We start from the raw sequence: 15,888 nt of genomic DNA, 5'->3' as shown, positions 1-15,888 counted from the left end.
CCCTATCCCGGCTAAACGTCTAGGATGGGATCGTGATAACTGGATGACACCCTCAGAGCCTGCAATCAGCTCATTGCCCTAATCGACCGGATAGGGTCCTTCGGCGAACACTTCCTCGTGGTAGCCCTTGGAGCCGACATCGATCGCCAACGGGCTTCGCCATTCGCGGCGCTCGCGCAGGCAATCGACCACGAAGCGGAAATCATAGCGCGGCTGCCAGCCAAGTTCGCGCCTTGCGCGTTCGTTGACGTAGACGCGATCGAGCGTCGGGAACATTTTCCAGCCGCATTCGGCGTAAAGGGTGTTCGCACCTGGAAACAGCCGCTCGACGACAGCAGGCGCGTCACGCCTGAGCTCAGCGACGTCGCCCGGTAGAAAGGGCGTCGTGGCCGAGATGATATAGCGGCCGAAGCCGATTGCCGGGGCCTTTTCGAGCGCCAGCAAATGAGCGCCGACCACGTCGCTGATATCGACGCGGCGATGAAGCAGCTCGTTGGCCTGCGCATTTTCCGCCGAATAGCTGTTGCGAATCTCGCGATCGTCATCGCTTTCGGGAAAGAAGCGCGACGTCCTGAGGATGACAACAGGCAGGCGGGATTTGCGGGCGAAGAGTTCCGAGATTCCTTCGGCAGCGAGCTTCGTCACGCCATAGATATTCTTCGCGACAGGAAGCACGTCCTCGGTGACCCAAGCCGCGGGTTCGCCGGCGACCGGCGTCAGTGCCGCGCCGAAAGCGCTGGTGGTGCTGGTGAAGACGAAGCTTACAACGCCCGCGGCGGTCGCCTCTTCAAGCAGGTTCAGCGTGCCGCCGACATTGGTGTCGAGGAAATCGCGATTGCCATGGGTCGCCACATGCGGCTTGTGGAGCGTGGCGGCATGGATGACGTGGCTGATGCCCGACATCGCCCGCCTGATGAAACCACGGTCATTGATGGAGCCGACCATATCGGTAAAAGCCGATGGCTTGATGTCGATGCCGCGCGCCCACCGGCTCTGAGCTCTCAAGCTGCGCATCAGTGCCTCGCCGAGGTGGCCGGCGCTTCCCGTCACCAATATCGTCATCGCGTCGTCTCCTCGCCCCATTCGCGGCAGAGGCTACAAAAGACCCGCATTTGCGGACAACGCATAAATTATGCAGGAGGGTGCAGGAAAGCTGCAGGCTTCGCGACGGTGGTGACGAGACGGCCAGCGCTGCCGTCGGAAAGCCTGATCCGCTCCCAGGTGACGCGGCCGGGGGCAATCGGCAGGCGCACATTGCCGTTGGCGCCGGTATCGAAGGTCAACGATAGCAGCCTGCCCTCGTGCCAGCCGCACTCCTCCAGAGACTGTTCGGCGGCAGCGATCTCGGCGGAGGCGTAGGAGAAAAGAGAGCGGCCGAGAAAAGCGCTGAGCGGTGCGCGCCATTCCGCCTGCCGCGGTCGGGAAGCAGACAGCAGCCGATGGGTGCCATCGCAGATCAGATGCACCGGCCGGACGGAATCCTCGACCAGCCGCTTTAAAGCCGCATCGGCCGCAGCATTTTGCGGCGAGGCGAAAATCCGTTCCAGCTTGACGGCTTGGTCGGGCGAGGGAGCAAGCTGGCCGCGCTCCCAGCGCGAAACGGTCGCCTGGTTGACGTCGAGGAGTTCCGCGAGGTGCTGCTGCTTCATGCTCCGCAGCAACCGCATGCGGCGTATGCCGGCTCCTGATGTCGTCATTTGTCCTGAGCTCCCACGCTTCTTTTGCCAGGATAGGAGTTCGGCGGGCCGCAAGGCAAGCCGACCCTCGCCGGAGCATTGTTCCGGCTAATCTAATCTTCGAGATCGCTTCTCAGCCGATCGAGGATCGACAGGGCGTGACCTGCATAGGCGCTGATCCAGCGGTCGTAGATGTGCTTGATCGGCAGGCTGTTCAGGTGGTTCCAGCGTTCGCGGCCCTCCTTTCTGGCGACGATCAGATCCGCTTCCTCAAGCACCTTCAGATGCTGCATCACCGTGCAGCGGTCCATGTCCGGAAACATTTCGCAAAGCGTCCCGGTCGTGCGGGGCGCGTCCTTGAGCAGATCGAGAATCTCGCGGCGGCGATGATGTGCCAGTGCCTTGAAAACGGGGTCGTCTTTCGATTCGCTTGACATGTTATGTTTTTATAACATAATGATGTCAGGTACAATGGAGAAGAGGAGAAGTATCATGTCTCTCGGAATCCGCGTTTCCGGCCGGATCGGCCGTCCCGTTGCCGAAGTGTTCGATGCCGTCGTCAACCCGAAGAAGCTCAGCAGCTATTTCACCACGATCGGCGGGGCGAGTGCCCCGCTCGTTCAAGGCACGACGGTAACCTGGTGGAAAGATGCGCCGGTCGAGGTTGTCGAGCTTGTGCCGGAAAGCCGCATCGTGCTTCGCTGGGACGGCGGCACTGCTGAGGACAAGACAAGGTATAAGACGCTGGTGGAGATGAATTTCAAGCCGCTGGAGGATGGCGGCACGCTGGTGACGATTGCCGAGAACGGCTGGCGCGAGGACGAGGCCGGCCGGCGCGGCAGCTATCTCAACTGCGAAGGCTGGACACAGATGCTTTGCAGCATGAAGGCCTTCGTCGAATACGGCATCAATCTGCGCGAGGGCATGTATCTCAGCGAGATGAAGGGCGAGCCGGCCAGCGCCCCGGATATTTGACGAGGCCCGACTCGAAGGAGATCGGCGGCCGACCGCCAGACTTTGCTTGCCTGTCTCACTGCGGGTGCTAATTTCCGGAGTCGATACTTCATCTCGGTTTCCAGGAGATTCATTATGCAGCTTGGTATGGTCGGTTTGGGCCGCATGGGCAATTATATGGTCCAGCGCCTGATGCGGGGCGGTCACGAATGCGTCGTCTACGACACCAGGCCGGAAAGCGTTGCCGATCTCACAGGTCTCGGCGCGACCGGCAGCGCTTCGCTGGAGGAATTCGTCTCGAAGCTCACGCATCCGCGTGCTATCTGGCTGATGCTGCCGGCGGCGATCGTCGACAAGGTGCTGGCAAGCTTGGTGCCGCTGCTGCAGAACGGCGATATCATCATCGATGGCGGCAATTCCTACTATCATGACGACATCCGCCGCGGCGCTGAGCTCATCACCAAGGGCATCCATTATGTTGACGTCGGTACGAGCGGCGGCGTCTTCGGCCTGGAGCGCGGCTATTGCCTGATGATCGGCGGCGAAAAGGGCATCGTGCAGCACCTTTCGCCGATCTTCGCAACGCTCGCGCCCGGGGCCGGCACGACGGAAGCCTCACCGAACCGCAGCGCTGATGCGGCTGCAGCCAGCACCGCGGAACAGGGCTACCTGCATTGCGGCCCGCATGGCGCCGGCCATTTCGTCAAGATGGTGCATAACGGCATCGAATATGGGCTGATGGCCGCCTATGCCGAAGGCCTCAACATCTTGAAACGCGCCAATATCGGCGCTGCCTCGCATGAGGCCGATGCGGAAACCGCGCCGCTCGCACATCCCGAACATTTCCAATACGACTTCAATCTGCAGGATGTCGCGGAAGTCTGGCGCCGCGGCAGCGTCATCACCTCCTGGCTACTCGATCTCACCGCCGATGCCCTGCATGTCGACCCCGCACTGTCGAAATATGCCGGCCGCGTCTCGGATAGTGGCGAGGGCCGCTGGACGATCATGGCGGCAATCGACGAAAGCGTGCCGACCCCGGTGCTGAGTGCCGCGCTCTACGGCCGCTTCTCCTCGCGCGACAATGACGAGTTCGCCAACAAGGTGCTGTCGGCAATGCGTGCGGGCTTCGGCGGCCACGTGGAAAAGCCGGCGCCGAAATCTTGAGGATCAGGGCTTTCCTTGTCGCCCCGACGAGGAAAGCCGTTTCGCAATTTTCCTGGAATTGTCCTAGCCATAGGTATGGTTTTCCTACCGCTTGCTGGCGGCTACGGTCACGAGTATCCATTGCGGAAAGGGAAATGTCGGGGCTGCTTCCATCCAAGCGGCCGACACTCCATTGGAGGGCGGTCATGGGACGTGGCACGGCGGCGGGCTTGAAGGCCGCCATATTCGGCATCCTGGCATTCGTTGCGCTTTTCTCGGCGGCGTCGCCCGGCTTTTCCCAAACGCCTGCGCAAACGCCGGCTGCAAATACCCCGCCGGCGCAGGTGCGTGAAATGATGCAGCTCATGCAGGCGCCGGAGGTCAAGCAGTGGATGGCGACGCAGATGGCAGCACCTTCTGCGGCCGATTCGGCGAGCCAGAACCAGATGTCGGTTCTTTCAGGCCTGCTGCAGCATGCCCGCCGGCATGTATCGATGGTGTCCGACGCCGCGATGACTTTGCCCTCACAGATCGGCAATGCGTCCTCACTGTTTTTCGGTGAGCTCGCCGCCGCCGGCTGGAGCCGGATGATCGCGCAATTCCTGGCGATCTTCCTGCTCGGGGCCATCGTCGAAAGCATCGCCCGCTATGCCTTCCGCCGTCGCCGCCGGCGTCTGGCTCAGATGGCCGGCATGCATCTGACGCCACGCGTCGTACCGGCTCTCATTTTCGCCGCGGCAACAATGCTCGCGCTGTCCAGTCTCGGCTGGCCTCCGCTCAGCCAGAGCGTGGCGATCCTCTGCGCCGTCGCGCTCATCGTCCAGCGTTTCACGATTTGCCTGGGCGGCGTCTTGGTCGATCTCATCGGGCTGGCGCGGGCCGAGGAAGAGCGGCAAGGCGTGATCGTTCCGATCATGCCGTCACGCGCCGTCGCGCTCTTCTGGTATCGCCGCTCCGCGATCTTCGTGATCTATTTCATGCTTGGCTGGGCGGCGATCCAGTCGATGGAGCCGCTCGGCTTTTCCCCGAGCGCCCGGCTCTTCGTCGGCTATATCCTCGGCATCGGGCTGCTGCTGATCGCCATCGAAGCTGTCTGGTCGCGGCCTCAGAAGGACGAGAAACGCGGATACGGGATTTCCTGGGCGCTCACCGTTTATTTCCTGTTGCTCTGGGGGCTGTGGGTCACCGGGTTCAACTGGCTGCTCTGGCTCGGCATCTATGTGCTGATGCTGCCGCGGGTGCTCGCCGTCTCGACGATTGCAGTGAAATCGCTGCAGCAGACCGAAGCAAGCTTCCTTGCTACGCGCCGTATTGCCACCGTATTGCTCGACCGCGGCGTCAGGGCGCTGATCATTGCATTCGCGGCCATCTGGCTCGGCCAACTGCTCGGCGTCGGCGCCGACACGATGGCAGCCGGCGACAAAATGGTCGATAAGATCGCGCGCGGCGTCATTGGCGGAATCGTCATCCTGCTTGCTGCTGATCTGCTCTGGCACGTCGTCAAAGCCTATATCGACGGCAAGCTGCTCGGCATGCCCCTGGACGGCGGCGCGACGGATGAGGAAAAGGCTAAACATGCGCGGTTCCAGACGCTGCTGCCGATCTTCCGCAATATCCTTGCCGTGGTCATCGCCGTCATCGCGGCTCTCATGGTGCTCTCGGGTCTCGGCATCGAGATCGGCCCATTGATTGCCGGCGCCGGCGTCGTCGGCGTTGCTGTGGGTTTCGGCGCCCAGACGATCGTCAAGGATGTCATCAGCGGCATGTTCTATCTGTGGGACGATGCTTTCCGTGTCGGCGAATATATCGAAAGCGGCAGCCACAAGGGCGTCGTCGAGGCCTTCAGCCTGCGTTCGGTGAAGCTCCGGCATCATCGCGGGCCGCTGACGACCGTGCCGTTCGGCGAACTTGGCGCGGTGAAGAACCTCAATCGCGATTGGACGATCGACAAGATCAGCCTCAACGTCACATACGACACCGATCTGGTCAAAGCAAAAAAGGTGATCAAGCAGATCGGTCAGACCCTGCTCGAAAACCCGGAATTCGGCCCGCACATCATCGAAACGCTGAAGATGAAGGGTGTCGAGCAATTCGGCGAATTCGCGATCGAGATCCGTCTTTCGATGATGACGAAGCCTGGCGAACAGTTCGTTATCCGCCGCAATGCACTGGCAATGATTCGCAATGCCTTCAAGGAAAACGGCATCGAATTCGCCGTGCCGACGGTGCAGGTGTCCGGTGATCGCGCGGCGGAGGTGGATGCCGCCGCGGCGCGCTACGCTGCGCATGCACGGGCCGGCGGCGAGCCGGCTGCGTGAACCACCTTACATCGCCCCGGCAGCTGCGGTGAGCAGGCCGCCGATGATGGCCATGTTGCTTTTCCAGCTGTTGATGGCGCTGTCGCGGGCTGTGCCTTCCATGTCCCAGAAATTCAGCAGCATCACGGAGGCGGCAAGCGTGAAGATGATGAGGCCGAACGCCGCCGCGGCGACGAAGAGACCCAGCATCAGCAGGAGACCGGCGGCAATTTGAAAGACGCTGCCGGAAATCAATACCCATTTCACAAAAGGTATGCCGCGGGCTTCGATGGCGTCGGTTATCGGCACGATGACGAAAAATGATGGATGCCGGCGGCAACGAAAAAACCGCCGAGCAGCAATCTGCCGAGGATGAGGATCACGAAGGCCTGGTCATCCTGCATGTCTAACCCTACTCTCGCGTTTCAAATCCTCGTCATCACCGCAAACTCTTCGCAAGCTTACGAAAATGCAATGTGCCAATACAGTTTGCCTGCGCAAATTCGCCCCAATTGAGGATGATTGAGGCGCAGACGGCGGGGCTGGGGTAGCGGCGGCATGGCTTCATAGAGCTTATATGCCTGTCATGCTACGTCTTCGAAAAATGATTCCCGCCAAGTTTGGAAATTGCGCAGGTACGAGATGTCGGGTCACGGCAATTTGGAAGAGATGGAAGCGGCGGACGGGTTTTCTTTAGGCGCGCTTTTCAGACGCTACAGGACGCCACTGACGGCAGCCGCGACACTCGTTGTCTTCTGCCTCGTCGGTTATGCGATCATGCAGCTCACCAACGAGGTTCGCTATGATGATGTCGTCGGTGCGCTCGCAGCGACCAGGCCGAGCGCCATCCTGCTGGCGCTGTTCTTCACCGCACTCAGTTTCCTATCCCTCGTTTTCTACGACCTCAACGCCATCGAATATATCGGCAAGAAGCTGCCGTTCCCGCATGTGGCGCTGACGGCGTTCAGCGCCTATGCGGTCGGCAACACAGCCGGCTTCGGCGCATTGTCGGGCGGGGCGATCCGCTATCGCGCCTATACGCGTCTCGGGCTCTCGCCGGAGGATATTGGCCGCATCATCGCCTTCGTCACGCTCTCCTTCGGCCTCGGGCTCGCGGCCGTCGCATCGATCGCCCTCATCATCATCGCCAGCGAAATCGGGCCGCTGATCGGCGTCAGTCCATTCCTTCTCCGGCTGATCGCCGGCTCGATCACCGCCATTCTCGGGGCTGTGATGATCATCGGCCGCGAGGGCCGCGTGCTCGATTTCGGCGCCGTGGCAATCCGCCTGCCGGACTCGCGCACCTGGTCACGCCAGTTCCTGGTGACGGCGTTCGATATCGCCGCCTCGGCCTCGGTGCTCTACGTGCTCTTGCCGCAGACGGCGATCGGCTGGCCGGCCTTCCTGGCCGTCTATGCGATCGCCGTCGGTCTCGGCGTGCTCAGCCACGTTCCGGCCGGGCTCGGCGTGTTCGAGACCGTGATCATCGCTTCGCTCGGCAGCGCGGTGAATATCGACGCGGTGCTGGGATCGCTGGTGCTCTATCGGCTGGTCTACCATGTATTGCCGCTGTTGATCGCCGTGCTCGCGGTTTCGGCGGCGGAGCTGCGCCGTTTTGTCGACCATCCGGCCGCTTCCAGTGTCCGCCGTATCGGCGGACGGCTGATGCCGCAGCTGTTGTCGACCTTGGCGCTGCTGCTCGGCGTTATGCTGGTATTTTCGAGCGTCACGCCGACGCCGGACCAGAACCTGGAATTCCTCTCCAACTATCTGCCGCTGCCGATGGTCGAAGGCGCGCACTTCCTTTCCAGCCTGCTCGGGCTTGCGCTGGTGGTCGCGGCGCGCGGCCTCGGTCAGAGGCTCGACGGCGCGTGGTGGGTGGCCGTGCTCTCGGCCGTTGCCGCATTGACCCTGTCGCTTCTGAAGGCGATCGCCCTCGTCGAAGCTGCATTTCTCGCCTTTCTCATCTTCGGGCTCTTCGTCAGCCGACGGCTCTTCACCCGGCATGCGTCGCTGCTTAACCAGGCGATGACGGCGTCCTGGCTGATGGCGATCGCGGTCATCGTCGTCGGCGCCGTCGTCATCCTGCTCTTCGTCTATCGCGATGTCGAATACAGCAACGAACTCTGGTGGCAGTTCGAATTCACCGCCGAGGCGCCGCGGGGACTGCGCGCCCTGCTCGGCATCACCATCATCTCGTCGGCGATCGCCATTTTCAGCCTGCTCCGGCCGGCGACCTTCCGGCCGGAGCCGGCGACGGAGGAGGCGTTGACGCGCGCCGTCGACATCGTCAGGAGGCAGGACAATGCCGACGCCAATCTGGTGCGCATGGGCGACAAGAGCATCATGTTTTCGGAAAAAGGTGACGCCTTCATCATGTACGGCCGGCAGGGCCGTTCATGGATCGCGCTGTTCGACCCAGTTGGCGATCATCGTGCCGTGCAGGAACTCGTCTGGCGCTTCGTCGAAGCGGCGCGGGCCGCCGGATGCCGCGCCGTCTTCTACCAGATCTCGCCGGCGCTGCTTTCCCATTGCGCCGATGCCGGCCTCCGCGCCTTCAAGCTCGGCGAACTGGCGGTGGCCGACCTCCGAACCTTCGAAATGAAGGGCGGCAAATGGGCGAATCTGCGCCAGACGGCGAGCCGAGCCCAACGCGACGGGCTGGAATTCGCGGTAGTCGAATCCGAGGACGTGCCTGATATCATCGATGATCTCGCTGCCGTTTCCACGGCCTGGCTCGAACATCACAATGCCAAGGAAAAAGGCTTCTCGCTCGGTTCGTTCGATCCCGATTATGTTTCATCGCAACCGGTCGGTATCCTGAAGAAGGATGGCAAGATCGTCGCCTTCGCCAATATCCTCGTCACCGAATCCCGCAAGGAGAGCACGATCGATCTCATGCGCTTCTCGCCGGAAGCGCCGAAGGGCTCGATGGACTTTCTCTTCGTGCAGATCATGGAATATCTGCGTAACCAGGGTTTCACCCATTTCAACCTCGGCATGGCGCCTCTCTCCGGCATGTCGAAACGCGAAGCAGCGCCCGTCTGGGACCGTATCGGCAGCACCGTCTTCGAACACGGCGAACGCTTCTATAACTTCAAAGGCCTTCGGGCATTCAAATCCAAGTTTCATCCGCACTGGCAACCGCGCTATCTTGCGGTTTCCGGAGGAGGCAATCCGATGATCGCGTTGATGGACGCGACATTTCTGATCGGGGGCGGATTGAAAGGGGTAGTGAGAAAATGATCAGGACAATCCTTCTTGCCACGGCATGCGTCTGCATGCTCGCGGCCGCACCGGCTAATGCCGCCGAGGAAACAACGCAGAGCTTCGAAAGTGGGCTCATCCCATCGCCGCACATCTTCCTGCCGGAAGGGGAGGTGAAGGGCACCGTGATGCTGATCTCGGATGCCGCCGGCTGGGGCGATTATGAGAAGGCCGAGGCCGACAGGCTGGTCGCCGAAGGCGCTGTCGTCATCGGCGTCGACTTTCCCTCTTATATCCAGGCGCTCAGCCGCTACGACGTCAGCCTCAACGACGGCTGCATCTACATGGTCTCGGATATCGAATCGCTGAGCCAGCAGGTGCAGCGCGCGACCGGCAACAATGCCTATCATCTGCCGATCGTCGCCGGCATCGGCGAGGGCGGGGCCTTGGCGCTGGCGATCGCGGCTCAGACGCCGGATGCGACGATCGGTCAGACGCTTGCGGTCGATCCGCTGGCCGGCATTCCGCTGACCAAGGAGCTTTGCACGCCGGCTTCCAAGAAGGTGATCGGCCAACGCACGGTCTATGGCCTCAGCGACGGCGCCCTGCCGGATCCGATCATATCAGTCTTCACGCCTAAAGCTGACAAGGACGGCCGGGCGCATGCCGAGTCGCTGCAGAAAGCCCATTCGGCAATCGAAATCCGTGACGCCACCGACGATGCGCAGACGGTATTTGCCGATACGCTCGACGATCTCGTCACTGCCTCCGGCGCCTTCGGCAATCCGCTCGGCCTGCCGCTGGCGGTGTTGGAGACAACGCCTGCCTTCGATACGATGGCGGTGATCTATTCCGGCGATGGCGGTTGGCGCGACATCGACAAGGAGGTCGGCGGCACGCTGCAGAAGGAAGGCATTCCCGTCGTCGGCGTTGATTCACTTCATTATTTCTGGTCGGAGCGCAAGCCGGAGGAGACGGCCAGCGATCTTTCGAAGATCATCGATTTCTATCGTAAGCAGTGGAAGGTGAAGCATGTGCTGCTCGTCGGCTACTCCTTCGGCGCCGATGTCGTGCCCGCGACCTATCAGCTGCTCAAGCCAGCCGAGAAGTCCTCGGTGGTGCAGTTGTCGCTGCTGTCGCTCTCGCACCAAGTGGACTACGTCATCTCCGTTCTCGGTTGGCTCGGCCAAAAGACGGAAGGGGCGGGGGGCGATCCCGTCGCCGATCTGAAGAACGTCGATCCGAAGCTCGTGCAGTGCGTCTATGGCAAGGACGATGACGACGATGTCGCCTGTCCGGCACTCAAAAATACCGGCGCCGAAGTGGTCGAACTACCCGGCGACCATCATTTCGATGAGAATTACGACCTTCTCACCAAGTCGATCATCGATGGGCTGAAGAGACGGCTGCAGGATTAAGGCTTCGCTAACCCCCGGAAATCGACGCCGATTTCCGGAAGGCGATATTAATGCATCAACCTTTCTTCACTCCAGCCGAGTTCGGTGAGTTCCCTGCCACGAAACCGCGCATCGTCGGCGACGATGAATTCGTCAAGCTGCGGCGGGGCAACGCTGGTGCCGGCAAGCATCGCATGGACCTGGCCGCGATGATGGGTCTGATGCTGAAAGAGGTGGGCGAGCACGTCGTCCATCCGCTCCTGCTGAATACGATCGCCGCGATGGAGACTGACCGTCGAGATCAGTCTTTCCGGCGTCAGGGCTTCGCAAAGGTCGATCAGGCGCTGATCGACCTTCGCCTGCGCTAGGGTCAGTGACTCGACGTCATCGAAGGGTTCGTCGATCTCGAAGGCCTGGAACCCGAGCATGCCACCTTCCAAACCGTCGACGTAGAACCAGTCGACCGTGATGATATGATTCAGGGTCTCCTTGATCGACGGAAAGAAGCTCGTGCGCGGCGCTTCGAATTCGCCTGCTTTCAACGCTGCGCAGGCGTGAAGCAGCCGGTGGTTGGCGAGGGCGTTGTTATAGGCAAGCTTGCGAAAGGCCCTGGCGGGATCGAAGGTCGACATCGGCGGCTTTCCTCTTCCTGCACTCGGAGTGTTTGCGTCAGTCATCGAGATTGCCGTCGCGCCAGACGAGATGACGTGGTGCCGGAGGGAGGTTCTCGATTTCATCAGCTATGAAATAGGGCGGGATGTCGAGCGCGGGAGGGCCGCGCACGTTGCCGGCACCCATTTGAATTCGAGATGGTTGTCGCCATCTTCGACGCGATGGATGATCTCATTCCGCCGGGATTTCCATCAGATAATAGAGGCCGAGTTCATGCCAGTCGCCTTGTTCGTAGTGGAAAAAGTTCTCGACGATCCAGAGCAAGCGCAAGACAGTGACGTCGAGGCCGAGTTCCTCCACCATCTCGCGTTTCAGCGTCTCTTCCGACGTCTCGCCGATTTCCGCCGGCCGCCCGAAAAGGTCCAGAAGGGCTCGTGCACGGCGCGATGAACAAGCACGTGCCCATCGTGAAAACCGGGGCCGGCAATGCGATAGTTGCAACGCGCAACACCCTGGGTCAGACGGATGGGGATGCGCTTGCTCATGTCATTCTTATCCGAGATCGATTACGACGATTTCCGGCGGCACGCCGAAGCGGACCGGAGCAATGGAGCAGCCGAGCCCACCGGAAACGATGATATTACGCCCCTCCTCGACGATATGGCCATAAGCGTAGCGATCGCCGTAGTGCGAGGGGACGATCGGTGAACGACCGAAGAAGCGGATCTGTCCGCCGTGGGTGTGACCCGAGAGCGTCAGCGAGACGCGCTCGGGCACGCGGGGAAAGATATCGGGCTCATGGGCAAGCAGGATGACGGGGGCGTCATCGGTGACCTGAGCCATCGTTCCATCGAGATCGTCGAGGCCGGTCATGCGCGTGCGGCCCCATTTCCTGCCGGGCAGCAGCGCCAGCTGATCTTCGAGCCCTGCGAGCCAGAAGCCGCGGCCATCCTTATCGAGCCGGACGGCGCGGTTGCCGTAGACAGGGATGCCCACATCGGCAAGCGCCCGGTGTCCGAAGGTTTCCATCCCGCCGTTGTTCTGGGCGGTCCTGTCCTCCCACCAGTCATGGTTGCCCATGATTGCATGGACGCCGAGCGGGGCTTGCAGGGTTGCGAGCGCCTTCGACCATTGGCTCGAATGCACATATTGCGTCACCATGTTCATGCCGGCGGCGTAATCGCCGAGCAGGACGGTCACGTCGCCTTCGAGTTCATTGGCCCGGTGGCAGATCGAGGTAATGCGGTTTGCCGACATCCAGGGTTCGCAGGCATGGATATCGGCGAGTGCGACAATGCGAAGCTTCAGCCCCGGTGTCCATCCCGGCGGCGTCAGCCGGTAGCGGGCGATGCCGAGCCGCGCCAGCGGTTCATAGGCGAAGGCATAACCGCCGAGCGCCATGACGCCTGCGATACCGCCGCCAAGAACCTTGAAAAATCCGCGGCGGGTGATCACTCAGTCGTCCTCCTGGAACAGCCGGAACTGCGCAGCCTCCATCTCCTTGGGCTGTTGCATTCCGAGATGTTTCCACGCGATTGCGGTAAGAACGCGGCCGCGCGGCGTGCGCTGAATGAAACCCTGCTGGATCATGTAGGGCTCGATAATGTCCTCGATTGCGTCGCGCGGTTCCGACAGGCCGGCGGCGATGGTTTCGATACCGACCGGGCCGCCGCCGAAATTGACGGCAATCATGTTGAGGTAGCGTTTGTCGAGCTGATCGAAGCCGACATTGTCGACGAGCAAGCGGGTCAGCGCCTCGTCGGCGATCTCGCGGGTGACGGCTTCCGCCCTTGCCACCTCGGCGAAATCGCGCACGCGCCGCAGCAGCCGGCCGGCGATGCGCGGCGTGCCGCGGGCGCGTCTGGCGATCTCGCGCGCACCTTCTTCGGTCATCGGCAGGTTCATCAGCCGCGCGCCGCGGCGCACGATCAGTTCCAGTTCTTCGACGGTATAGAAGCTCAGGCGCACCGGGATGCCGAAGCGGTCGCGCAACGGCGTCGTCAGCAGGCCGAGGCGGGTGGTCGCCGCCACCAGGGTGAATTTCGACAGATCGATTTTCACCGAGCGGGCGGCAGGGCCCTCGCCGATGATGAGGTCCAATTGGAAATCTTCCATGGCCGGATAAAGGATTTCCTCCACCGCCGGATTGAGGCGATGGATTTCGTCGATGAAGAGCACATCGCGCTCCTCGAGATTGGTGAGCAGTGCGGCGAGATCGCCGGCCTTGGCGATGACAGGGCCTGACGTCGAGCGGAAATTGACGCCGAGTTCCTTCGCCATGATCTGCGCCAGCGTCGTCTTGCCGAGACCGGGCGGACCGACGAAAAGCACATGGTCCAGCGCCTCGCCGCGGTTCTTCGCAGCCTCGATGAAGACCTTGAGATTGGCGCGCGCTTCCGCCTGACCGGTGAATTCGTCCAGCGATTGCGGGCGCAGGGTAATGTCGAGATCTTCGCCCCGCTTTTCCGGCGATATCAGGCGGGCGGGTTCGCTCATGCTCTTATTCCGTTTTGAAACCTGTCACAGCAATACACCAAAAAACGGTCGCCTCGATATCCAACCGTCGTTTTTCCGGGCTTCACCGCGCCAACTCCTTCAATCCCAGCCTGATCAGCTTAGCGCTGTCTGCGCCGTCGCCGGCCGTCTTCATCGCCGCCGCAACTGCATTGGCCGCCTGGTCTCTGCTGTAGCCGAGGTTGGTCAGCGCGGAGACCGCATCGGCGACCGGCGCGGCCGCGACACCTTCGCCGAGTTCCTGCTTGAGGGCGATATTGATCGCTTCCCCGGCAAAAGCCGGCGCCCGGTTCTTGAGCTCGGTGACGAGGCGCATCGCCACTTTCGGGCCGACGCCCGGCGCGCGGGAAACGGCGGCGCGGTCCTGCAGGGCAATCGCATTGGCGAGTTCGCCCGGCGTCAAGGTCGAGAGCACGGCAAGCGCGACCTTGGCGCCCACCCCTTGAACGCTTTGGAGCAGGTTGAACCACTCCCGCTCCAATGCAGTCATGAAGCCGAAGAGCTTCAACTGATCCTCGCGCACATAGGTCTCGATGAACAGCACGCAGGCCTCGCCGGCCGAGCCGAGCTTGGATAGGGTGCGGGCGGAGCAGTGGGCGACGTAGCAGACGCCGTGCACATCGACGAGCACATAGTCTTCGCCGATCTCGTCTATGGTGCCTTTCAGCTTGCCGATCATGGGGCGTGGTCTCTCAAGGGTGCGTTTCGGGCGTGATAAGTTCAACGGAGGGGAAATAAGATCGGTATCCGCCGGGGTCGCGGGTCAAAATCTTGTAGCCCCTTATCGTCGCATGGGCGCCGATGAGGAAGTCGGGCAAGATCTGTTCGCGCCGTCCGCCGGCGCGACGGTAAAGCCGGAAGGCTTGAGCTGCGGCGAAGACAGCCGGCCAAGGCAGGTTCTCGCGGCGGAATTCGTCCTGCGGAAGCAGTTGCTCGACTTCATCCATATCGTCGTAGCGAACGGAAAATTCGGAATAGATGATCGGATTTATGAGGACCGGGCCATCTCTGAAGACGTCGAGCATTTTTCGACGCGACCAACCGTGCCAGTCCGAACCGGCCACAGCCAGATCGACGAGTATGTTTGTATCGACAAGCGTTGCCATCAGCGATCACGGGTCATCGACATGAGGTCTTCGGCATCAATCGCCTGGTCGCCGGTGCCTTCGAGACGGCGGATCGTCTGCAGGAAACGGTCGAGCCGGCCCCGATCCTCGATCTCCTGCTTGCAGTTCTTCGGCGAGAGAACCAGCTTGCCGTTCTCGATCGAGAAGATGACCTCGCTGTTGGCCTCGATGCCGGCAAGCTCTCTGAGATCGCGAGGAATGGTGACCTGGCCTTTGGACGTGACGCGCATCTTGCTGCTCCTTCGAAGTAAGAATTATCCTTACTGTTGGAACAAGTCAAGAACAGATTACCCGGCCAGTGCTTGCCGCATTCGGTTGCTGCCGCGATTGTGGGCATGGCAGATGGCGATCGCCAGGGCGTCGGCGGCATCGTCGCCCTTGAATTCGACTTTCGGCATCAGGATCTTCAACATCATGTGAATCTGATGTTTTTCGCCATGGCCGACGCCGATGACGGCCTTCTTGACGGCGTTCGGCGCATATTCGGAGACGTGCAGACCGGCGCGCGCCGGCACCAGCATGGCGATGCCGCGGGCCTGGCCAAGCTTGAGGGTCGCCACCGCATCCTTGTTGACGAAGGTCTGTTCGACGGCGGCCTCATCCGGCTTGTAAGCGTGGACGACCTCCGCCAGGCCGTCATGCAGCTGGCAGAGGCGGGAGGCGAGATCCATGTCTCCGTCGGAGGTCACGGTTCCCGAGGCTACAAACCGCAGGGAATTGCCCAGCGTGTCGATGATTCCCCAGCCGGTGCGGCGAAGTCCTGGATCGATGCCGACGATGCGAATCGTATTTTGCATGGTTTAACCTATAGCGACTGCGAAATAACTGCCATCGATATGTGAACAAAACAAAAACCTTCTCGAATAAGCCGCTCCATTTACCGCGAATTAAAACAGATGCTTGAATTCTAGTGTCAAATACGAAGGGGGTCTCGTGTCGCAAAGAGATAAGCCCCCGA

At 61.4% G+C, this 15,888-nt stretch carries 15 protein-coding genes and 2 pseudogenes; 5 read left to right on the top strand and 12 right to left on the bottom strand.

Annotation, left to right across the window (positions count from 1 at the left end):
- Window positions 1–78: 78 nt before the first annotated feature.
- The 3 genes from Tal182_RS19040 to Tal182_RS19030 all read right to left on the bottom strand — a co-directional run bounded on the left by Tal182_RS19040 (window position 79) and on the right by Tal182_RS19030 (window position 2,113).
- Window positions 79–1,062 carry an NAD(P)-dependent oxidoreductase gene (locus Tal182_RS19040; RefSeq protein WP_085860408.1) on the bottom strand — a complete coding sequence of 328 codons (984 nt, stop codon included), beginning with the start codon at window positions 1,060–1,062 and terminating at the stop codon, window positions 79–81.
- A 68-nt stretch (window positions 1,063–1,130) separates the two neighbouring features.
- On the bottom strand, window positions 1,131–1,697 hold the full coding sequence (locus tag Tal182_RS19035; protein ID WP_085860407.1) for a helix-turn-helix transcriptional regulator: 567 nt from the start codon (window positions 1,695–1,697) through the stop codon (window positions 1,131–1,133).
- 92 nt (window positions 1,698–1,789) lie between these two features.
- Complete coding sequence (locus Tal182_RS19030; RefSeq protein ID WP_064804816.1) at window positions 1,790–2,113, bottom strand: metalloregulator ArsR/SmtB family transcription factor; 324 nt, start codon at window positions 2,111–2,113, stop codon at window positions 1,790–1,792.
- A gap of 55 nt (window positions 2,114–2,168) precedes the next feature.
- Here Tal182_RS19030 and Tal182_RS19025 point away from each other — a divergent pair, with 55 nt between their 5' ends.
- From Tal182_RS19025 to Tal182_RS19015, 3 genes are all read left to right on the top strand, one after another.
- On the top strand, window positions 2,169–2,651 hold the full coding sequence (locus tag Tal182_RS19025; protein ID WP_064804814.1) for an SRPBCC domain-containing protein: 483 nt from the start codon (window positions 2,169–2,171) through the stop codon (window positions 2,649–2,651).
- Window positions 2,652–2,765: 114 nt separating this feature from the next.
- Entirely contained in the window at window positions 2,766–3,797 is a 1,032-nt protein-coding gene (gene gnd, locus Tal182_RS19020) for a phosphogluconate dehydrogenase (NAD(+)-dependent, decarboxylating) (protein WP_064804812.1), read from the top strand.
- A 185-nt stretch (window positions 3,798–3,982) separates the two neighbouring features.
- Window positions 3,983–6,094 carry a mechanosensitive ion channel family protein gene (locus Tal182_RS19015; protein WP_085860406.1) on the top strand — a complete coding sequence of 704 codons (2,112 nt, stop codon included), beginning with the start codon at window positions 3,983–3,985 and terminating at the stop codon, window positions 6,092–6,094.
- A gap of 6 nt (window positions 6,095–6,100) precedes the next feature.
- Here the strand turns inward: Tal182_RS19015 and Tal182_RS19010 are convergent.
- Window positions 6,101–6,435 (bottom strand): annotated as a pseudogene (locus Tal182_RS19010) (DoxX family membrane protein).
- A gap of 280 nt (window positions 6,436–6,715) precedes the next feature.
- Here Tal182_RS19010 and mprF point away from each other — a divergent pair.
- On the top strand, window positions 6,716–9,319 hold the full coding sequence (gene mprF, locus Tal182_RS19005; RefSeq protein WP_085860405.1) for a bifunctional lysylphosphatidylglycerol flippase/synthetase MprF: 2,604 nt from the start codon (window positions 6,716–6,718) through the stop codon (window positions 9,317–9,319).
- Window positions 9,316–10,698: an AcvB/VirJ family lysyl-phosphatidylglycerol hydrolase gene (locus tag Tal182_RS19000; RefSeq protein ID WP_085860404.1), complete on the top strand. Its 1,383-nt coding sequence runs from the start codon at window positions 9,316–9,318 to the stop codon at window positions 10,696–10,698. Before mprF ends, Tal182_RS19000 begins: the two co-directional genes overlap by 4 nt.
- A 47-nt stretch (window positions 10,699–10,745) precedes the next feature.
- On the opposite strand, the gene Tal182_RS18995 is transcribed toward Tal182_RS19000, so the two are convergent.
- From Tal182_RS18995 to ruvC, 8 genes and pseudogenes are all read right to left on the bottom strand, one after another.
- A complete protein-coding gene (locus Tal182_RS18995; RefSeq protein WP_085860403.1) occupies window positions 10,746–11,309 on the bottom strand; it encodes a DinB family protein in 564 nt (187 codons plus the stop codon).
- A 37-nt stretch (window positions 11,310–11,346) separates the two neighbouring features.
- Window positions 11,347–11,834 (bottom strand): annotated as a pseudogene (locus tag Tal182_RS18990) (NUDIX hydrolase).
- Window positions 11,835–11,841: 7 nt separating this feature from the next.
- Window positions 11,842–12,744, bottom strand: coding sequence for a metallophosphoesterase (locus tag Tal182_RS18985; protein WP_085860402.1), 903 nt, complete (start codon window positions 12,742–12,744; stop codon window positions 11,842–11,844).
- Entirely contained in the window at window positions 12,745–13,785 is a 1,041-nt protein-coding gene (gene ruvB, locus Tal182_RS18980; RefSeq protein ID WP_085860401.1) for a Holliday junction branch migration DNA helicase RuvB, read from the bottom strand.
- A gap of 82 nt (window positions 13,786–13,867) precedes the next feature.
- Window positions 13,868–14,482: a Holliday junction branch migration protein RuvA gene (gene ruvA, locus Tal182_RS18975; RefSeq protein ID WP_004669783.1), complete on the bottom strand. Its 615-nt coding sequence runs from the start codon at window positions 14,480–14,482 to the stop codon at window positions 13,868–13,870.
- Window positions 14,483–14,495: 13 nt separating this feature from the next.
- Window positions 14,496–14,909, bottom strand: coding sequence for a type II toxin-antitoxin system VapC family toxin (locus Tal182_RS18970; RefSeq protein WP_010004697.1), 414 nt, complete (start codon window positions 14,907–14,909; stop codon window positions 14,496–14,498).
- Window positions 14,909–15,160 (bottom strand): AbrB/MazE/SpoVT family DNA-binding domain-containing protein, encoded by a 252-nt coding sequence (locus Tal182_RS18965; protein ID WP_010004698.1) that lies wholly within the window; start codon window positions 15,158–15,160, stop codon window positions 14,909–14,911. Before Tal182_RS18965 ends, Tal182_RS18970 begins: the two co-directional genes overlap by 1 nt.
- A gap of 57 nt (window positions 15,161–15,217) precedes the next feature.
- Window positions 15,218–15,727 (bottom strand): crossover junction endodeoxyribonuclease RuvC, encoded by a 510-nt coding sequence (gene ruvC, locus Tal182_RS18960; RefSeq protein WP_004669780.1) that lies wholly within the window; start codon window positions 15,725–15,727, stop codon window positions 15,218–15,220.
- Window positions 15,728–15,888: the final 161 nt, after the last annotated feature.

It is taken from the genome of Rhizobium sp. TAL182, assembly GCF_002117725.1.
GTDB lineage: Bacteria > Pseudomonadota > Alphaproteobacteria > Rhizobiales > Rhizobiaceae > Rhizobium > Rhizobium esperanzae.
This window is presented reverse-complemented; position numbering and strand designations above follow the sequence as displayed.